This window comes from Streptomyces sp. NPDC034670, from assembly GCF_055574875.1.
This window is the reverse complement of the sequence record NZ_JBVITR010000071.1, coordinates 1-6227: the sequence shown is the minus strand read 5'-3', so window position 1 is coordinate 6227 and position 6227 is coordinate 1. Positions and strand designations below refer to the sequence as shown.

Below are 6227 nucleotides of genomic sequence, written 5' to 3'. Positions count from 1 at the left end.
ACCCTCCCCCCCCCCCCCCCTCCTCCCCCCCCCCCCCCCCCCCCCCCCCCCCCCCCCCCCCCCCCCCCCCCTGGGCCCGCGCGGTGTCCGGCTCGGGCGGCTCAGCGGCCCAGCCACGCCGTCGTGTCGGGGCCCAGCCGGCCGTCCTCCAGGGGCGCGCTGGTCAGCAGGACCTCGCCCGCGGGGAGGCCGACCGGGTCGGGGGACAGGTTGGTCACACAGCGCCAGCCGCTGCCCCGGTCGAACTGGACGACACCCTCCGGGGTCTCCTCCGACCAGGTCAGCGTCTCGTCCTCGGCCAGTTTGCGGCGCAGGCGCAGCGCCGTGCGGTACAGCTCCAGGGTCGATCCCTCGGCCCCGTCCTGGGCCTCGACGGCGTACGCGGCGAAGTCGGGCGGCTGCGGCAGCCAGGCGCCGTTCGCGCCGAAGCCGTACGACGGCCCGGTGGTCGTCCACGGCAGCGGCACCCGGCAACCGTCGCGGCCCTTGCGGACGCGCCCCGTCTGTTCCCAGATCGGGTCCTGGAGGACCTCGGTGGGCAGGTCGGCGACCTCGGGCAGACCGAGTTCCTCGCCCTGGTAGAGGTAGGCCGAGCCGGGCAGCGCCAGCATCAGCAGGGTGGCGGCGCGGGCCCGGCGCAGTCCCGCGTCCGGGTCGACGGCGGGGGCCTTGCCGCCGGACAGCAGCCAGGCGTTCTCGTCCGTGCCCGGCGGCAGCATCAGGCGGGAGGCGTGGCGGACCACGTCGTGGTTGGACAGGACCCAGGTGGCCGAGGCGCCGGCGGCGCGGGCGGTCTCCAGCGAGTCGGTGATGACCCGGCGGAGCGCGCCGGCGTCCCACGGCGTCTCCAGGTACTCGAAGTTGAAGGCCTGCCCCAGCTCGTCCGGACGGGCGTACAGGACGCGGCGGGGGCCGGGGACCCAGGCCTCGGCGACGGCCATGCGGGGCGGGGAGTAGGAGTCGAGGATCTTGCGCCAGTCGCGGTAGACCTCGTGCACCTCGTCGCGGTCGTAGAGGGGGTGGGTGCCGGGCGGGAAGTCGGCGAGGGCGGCCTCGCCGCTCAGTCCGTGGGCGCCGAGGTCGCGCAGCGGCTCGCTCAGGTCCTTGGTGAGGGCGTGCGCGACGTCCACGCGGAAGCCGTCCACGCCCCGGTCGGCCCAGAACCGCAGGGTGGTGCGGGCGTCCTCGCGGACCTCCGGGTGGCCCCAGTTGAGGTCGGGCTGCTCGGCGGCGAACAGGTGCAGGTACCACTGTCCGTCGGGCACCCGCTGCCAGGCGCTGCCGCCGAAGACGGACTGCCAGTCGGTGGGCGGCAGTTCGCCCTGCGGGCCGCGGCCGTCGCGGAAGACGTAGCGGTCGCGGGCCGGGGAGCCGGGTCCGGCGCGCAGCGCCTCCTGGAACCAGACGTGCTGGTGGGAGGTGTGGTTGGGGACGATGTCGACGATCACCTTCAGGCCGAGCCGGTGGGCCTCGGCGACGAGCTCGTCGAAGTCGTCGAGGGTGCCCAGGCGCGGGTCGACGTCGCGCGGGTCGGCGACGTCGTAGCCGCCGTCGGCCAGTTCGGAGGGGTAGAAGGGGCTCATCCACAGGGCGTCCACGCCCAGGGCGGCGAGGTGGGTGAGGCGCCGGGTGATGCCGCGCAGGTCGCCGAGCCCGTCGCCGTCGGCGTCGGCGAAGCTGCGGGGGTAGATCTGGTAGACGACGGCCTGCCGCCACCAGTCGGGGTTCCTGGGGGAGAGGTCGGGCGTGCTCCGGGGGGCGGGGTGCGACGGCCGGGGGTCGGGCGCGGTGGGACGGTCGGTCACGCGGTCTCCTCTGGATGTGTGCGGGTGCCGACAGGAACAGGTCCACAACACCGTAAAAGGGAACACGGAGGCGGTGCGGCACGACTCCTCCGGGCGTGGCGCGTTTATTTTGTGACCGTTTGCCGGAATTGCTCCGGGTTACCCAGCGCAGAGGACGGCGGGCCGACGAGAGGAACGACCATGACCCTCCCCCGCGCGCCACGCGCCCGGCACGGCCTGGCCGCCACCGCCCTCGCCCTCGCCCTGGTGGGAGGCGGCTGCGGCTCGGGCGACGACTTCTCCCTCCCGGACTGGGACGCGCCGGGACAGAACACCCGCGTCGGCGACCTCATGATCCGGTACGCGCACCTGGCCGAGCCGACGGACGGGCCGTGGCAGCCGGGCGACGACGTGCCCGCGCACGTGTGGATCTACAACAAGGGCCGCGAGGACGACCGGCTGGTGGGCGCGAGCTCGCCGATCGCCGAGTCCGTCGACATCGTCGACTCCACCGGCGAGCCCCTGCCCGACGGAGTGGAACTGCCCCGGAACGACCTGGTCGAACTGGAGCCCGGCAGGGACCGCCTGATGCTGCGGGACGTGCGCGAGGTGATCATGGGGGGCGACGCCACCGAGATCACCCTGCGGTTCCGGGACGCCGGACCGACCACCTTCGTCATCCAGGCCCAGCCGCCCCCCTACGACTAGTGCTGTGGCCGGGGCCCCTCGTGCTGTGACCGGGGCCCCTCCCGGAGCAGTGGCCCGCCCCGTCCCCGGCGCGGGCCGCCCTCCGGCCCGGCGGCCGTCACCCGGCGGCGTCCCCCGCTCCCCCGACCGTCGCCAGGTAGAGCTTCACGTACCGCTCCACGTCCACGTCCAGTCCGACGTCCACCAGCGGCTGCTCGCGCGTGCCCCCGTGGATCTCGGACTCGCCGGCGCGGGGACGGCGGTCGACGACCGTCTGGCCGCGGGCCGGGCCGGGGGCCAGGCAGACCTCGACGGGGAGGCGGTGGGTGGTCAGCCCCTCCGGGTCGACGACCGCGCACAGCGCGCCCGCGTCGCCGAGGCCGCCGGCGTCCTCCTCCGGGTCGTCGGGGCGGCTGCCCGGAGTGGCCGGACGGTGGGCCAGCAGCTCGCCGGCCAGCCGGGCGCCCGGCTCGGCGCTCGCGCGCAGCCGGCGGACGTCCGCGCCCGGGACGACGACCCGGGTGAACACGTCCAGCCCGTACATCGTGACCGGCACCCCGGCGGTGAGCAGGATCGCGGCGGCCTCCGGATCGTGCCAGACGTTGAACTCGGCGACCGGTGTGGCGTTGCCGGCGCCCGCCGCGCCGCCCATGAAGACGATCCGCTCGATGTTGCGGGTGACCTCGGGATGGGTCCGCAGCAGCAGGGCGATGTTCGTCAGGGGCGCGGTGGGCACCAGGGTCACCGGGTGCGGGGAGGCGAGGATCTCGTGCCGCAGCAGGGTCACCGCGTCCACCCCGGCCGGGGTGCGGCGCGGGGCGGGCAGGCCGAGGTCGCCCATGCCGTCGCGGCCGTGGACGTGGCGCGCGGAGCGCGGCGCCTCGATCAGCGGGCGTTCGGCACCCCGGGCCACCGGAACGTCGCCCGCGCCCGCCTGCTCCAGCACCGTCAGGGTGTTGCGGACGACGCCGTCCACGTCCGTGTTCCCGGCCACGCAGGTCACCGCGCGCAGGTCGATCCCGGGGTGGCGCACCGCGAACAGCAGGGCCAGGGCGTCGTCGACACCGGTGTCGCAGTCGATGACCACCGGAATGGGCTGACCGTTCGGCACGGCGGGGACTCCTTCCGCCGCGCCTGTGCCGCGCGGCCTGCCCGTGACCCTACGCGGCGTCCCGGCGGCCGGCGCCGCGTGGGCCGCCCGCCCGGTGGCCCCCCGCCGCGGCTCCCGGCGGGCGGGAGCGGGAGATCCGGGCCGGCGGCCGGCCCGGCGGGGGCCGTCTCACCCGGACGGCCCGCCGCACTGGTGGGGCGGCAGGACCGGTGGTGCCGTAGGGACACAGATCCGCTCGTGAGCAGCCCGGCTCCACCAGGAGGCGCCCCGATGACCCGTGCCCCGGCCACCGTCCGTGCCCTCCTCCTCTCCGCGCTGTCGGTGACCGCCCTGCTGACCGCGGCGGCCTGCTCCGCCGAGGAGCGGGGGACGGCCCGGTCGGCCCCCGCCCCGTCCGCCCCCGCCCGGGCGTCCTCCCCCGCCACCGCTCCGGCCGTCGAGCGGCCCGCGCCCGTGCCGGCGCCGCTCGCGCTGGACGAGGAGCAGGTCCGGGCGGCGCTGGTCGCCCAGAAGGACCTGGGGGAGCCGTGGGTGCCGACCCGGGGCGCGGCGACCTGGCGGGACACCGTGCTCAAGGCGGACGCGGAGAACGCCGACTGCCGGTGGCTGCTCGAAGTCCTCTACACGGAGGAGCTGTTCGGCGCGCCGGCCGGACCGCACGCCGTGGTGGCGCTGGACGAGACCTCCGACGGCGCCCAGCTGCGCCACCAGGTCGCCGCGCACCGGTCCGCCGACGTGGACCGCGTCCTGGAGCGGCTCGGCACGCTGCCGAAGACGTGCGGACGGTTCACGGCGACGACCACGCGGGCCGGTGCGCAGGACGTCCGGGTGGAGGAGGTGCCGCTGCCGGAGGCCGGCGACGCGCGGGCCGCCCTGCGGGTCACGCTGGCCGGTGAGGACGCCGACGGCGAGCCGGCGCGTCTCACCGTGGACGTCGCGGCGGTCCGGGTCGGCGAGCACGCCGTCACCCTCACCCACGCGGGCCCCGGCGCGGTGCGGTCCGAGGTCACGCGGGGGGTGGCGCAGCTCGGGGCGGAGCGGCTGTCGGAGATCGGCCGGCAGGCCGGGACCCGGGTCTGACGGCACGGGCGGCCCGCCACCGACGGCGGTTCAGGCCAGACGGTCCACGGCCCGCTTGGCCTCGGCCAGGCCGGCGCCCGTGGCCTCCCGGTACGCCTTGACCGCCTGGACCGTCCTCCCCTCCCGCACGAGCGCGACGATCTCGTCCCTCCGCGGCACCTCCTCCTCCAGTCCCAAGTGCTCCAGCACCAGGTCGAGTTTGCGCTCGACACGGGCCGTCCGGCGGTCCGCCTCGGCGATACGGCTCCTGATCGAGACACCGCTCAGGACCACCAGGCAGACGAGGAACAGCATCATCACGTCCATGACCGGGAACCCTACGTGCCGGAACGCGAGTCGGCCGGTCCCCTGCTCAAGGGGCGTCGAACCGCCTGCGGTGCGCCACCACGTCCCGGGCCACGTCGAGGGCGGTGCGGCCGCGGGCGAAGGCGTCGCCGCGCAGGCGGGCCAGGGCCTCGTCGGCGCCGACTCCCAGCTGGGCCATGATCATGCCGACGGCCTGGTAGATCGTGTCCTGGTCGGCGGCCAGCCCGCTCAGCCAGGGCTCGCCGCCCTGCAGCCCGTACTCCTCGCCGTGCGGCAGCGCCATCAGCGCCACCGTCATGACACCGGCCACGAGCCGCGCCACGTGCAACTGGTCGTCGGTGAGCCCGCCCGGGGTCGCGCGGTAGAGGTCGAGCGTGCCGACGCACACGGAGTCGCTGCCCAGCGGGATCGCGTACACCGCCCGTACGCCGGCGACGAGGGCCTGCTGGGCGAAGACGGGCCAGCGGTGGGCCGAGGACGCGGCCGTGAGGTCGCGGACGAGGACGGGCGCACGCGTCTGGAGCGCCCACCGGCAGGGGCCGTCCCCCAGGGTGGCCTGGAGCTGCGCGAGGTAGGAGGCGTGCGTACTGCTCGCGCCGAGCTGCACGGGCATGCCGTCGCTGCGCAGCGACACGCTCGCGCCGTCCACCGGCAGCAGCTCGACGGCCATCGCGCACAGCCGGCCCGGCACCTCCCCGGGCTCGGCGCCACGCACCCGGGCGGCGATCGCCTCGGCCGCCCGCTCGTGGCCGTGGTCACCAGAACCCCACGAGCGGCCCTGGTCCGGGTCGCCGCCAGGGTCGTCCCCGGGGCGCACGGCATCGCCTCCCTCGCACGTCACCGGCCGGACGGAGCCCCGGCTACCCTTTCCGCCCGCGCCGAAACACGGTCCGCGCCGTCCCCTCGGCCCTTCGCCGGGTCCTGACCGGGGACGGCCGCCCGGCGTCCGGCCCGCGGACGGGAGCCGTGCGCCCGCACCCCGGTCGCCGGTTCACCCGGGGCGGCTTCCCGAGGCGGCTCCGGTCCGGTCCGGGAGACGCCGCGGGGCGGGGCGGTCCGCGCTCCGCCCGCAGCTCGCGCACCCGGCGTCCGGCGGTTCCCGGGGCGTCCCGCCCGGCGGCGTCCGGCTCCCCCGGTGCCTCTTGCCGTGCGCGAGCGGCAACCCCTAGTACTCCAGCAGCGGATCGTGTTCTGAGCTGTGTTTTCGGTAGTGGCAGCGGCGGGCGACGGCCTGGCGGTGTCTTCTCCAGGCCGACCAC

Annotated in this window: 6 protein-coding genes; 2 read left to right on the top strand and 4 right to left on the bottom strand. The window is 76.4% G+C overall.

Features of this window, described 5'->3' with window-relative positions:
- Positions 1 to 101: 101 nt before the first annotated feature.
- A complete protein-coding gene (locus tag ACZ56B_RS30100) occupies positions 102 to 1805 on the bottom strand; it encodes a glycoside hydrolase family 13 protein (protein ID WP_468797355.1) in 1704 nt (567 codons plus the stop codon).
- A gap of 180 nt (positions 1806 to 1985) precedes the next feature.
- Between ACZ56B_RS30100 and ACZ56B_RS30095 the strand changes: the two genes are divergently transcribed.
- Entirely contained in the window at positions 1986 to 2492 is a 507-nt protein-coding gene (locus ACZ56B_RS30095; RefSeq protein WP_468797353.1) for a copper chaperone PCu(A)C, read from the top strand.
- A gap of 97 nt (positions 2493 to 2589) precedes the next feature.
- Here the strand turns inward: ACZ56B_RS30095 and ACZ56B_RS30090 are convergent, their stop codons facing one another.
- Entirely contained in the window at positions 2590 to 3582 is a 993-nt protein-coding gene (locus ACZ56B_RS30090; protein ID WP_468797351.1) for a nucleoside hydrolase, read from the bottom strand.
- A 270-nt stretch (positions 3583 to 3852) separates the two neighbouring features.
- Between ACZ56B_RS30090 and ACZ56B_RS30085 the strand changes: the two genes are divergently transcribed.
- A complete protein-coding gene (locus ACZ56B_RS30085; RefSeq protein ID WP_468797349.1) occupies positions 3853 to 4662 on the top strand; it encodes a hypothetical protein in 810 nt (269 codons plus the stop codon).
- A 30-nt stretch (positions 4663 to 4692) separates the two neighbouring features.
- Here the strand turns inward: ACZ56B_RS30085 and ACZ56B_RS30080 are convergent, their stop codons facing one another.
- Together ACZ56B_RS30080 and ACZ56B_RS30075 are read right to left on the bottom strand one after the other, a co-directional pair.
- On the bottom strand, positions 4693 to 4968 hold the full coding sequence (locus tag ACZ56B_RS30080; protein ID WP_468797347.1) for a hypothetical protein: 276 nt from the start codon (positions 4966 to 4968) through the stop codon (positions 4693 to 4695).
- 46 nt (positions 4969 to 5014) lie between these two features.
- The gene (locus tag ACZ56B_RS30075) at positions 5015 to 5785 is read right to left on the bottom strand and encodes a GAF and ANTAR domain-containing protein (protein WP_468797345.1); all 771 of its coding nucleotides are present in this window, start codon (positions 5783 to 5785) and stop codon (positions 5015 to 5017) included.
- Positions 5786 to 6227: the final 442 nt, after the last annotated feature.

What these genes read in the sequence shown, in the direction of transcription:
- ACZ56B_RS30095 (WP_468797353.1), top strand. Translation starts at nt 1,986, where the DNA reads ATGACCCTCCCCCGCGCGCCACGCGCCCGGCACGGCCTGGCCGCCACC.
- ACZ56B_RS30085 (WP_468797349.1), top strand. Translation starts at nt 3,853, where the DNA reads ATGACCCGTGCCCCGGCCACCGTCCGTGCCCTCCTCCTCTCCGCGCTG.
- ACZ56B_RS30080 (WP_468797347.1), bottom strand. Translation starts at nt 4,968, where the DNA reads ATGGACGTGATGATGCTGTTCCTCGTCTGCCTGGTGGTCCTGAGCGGT.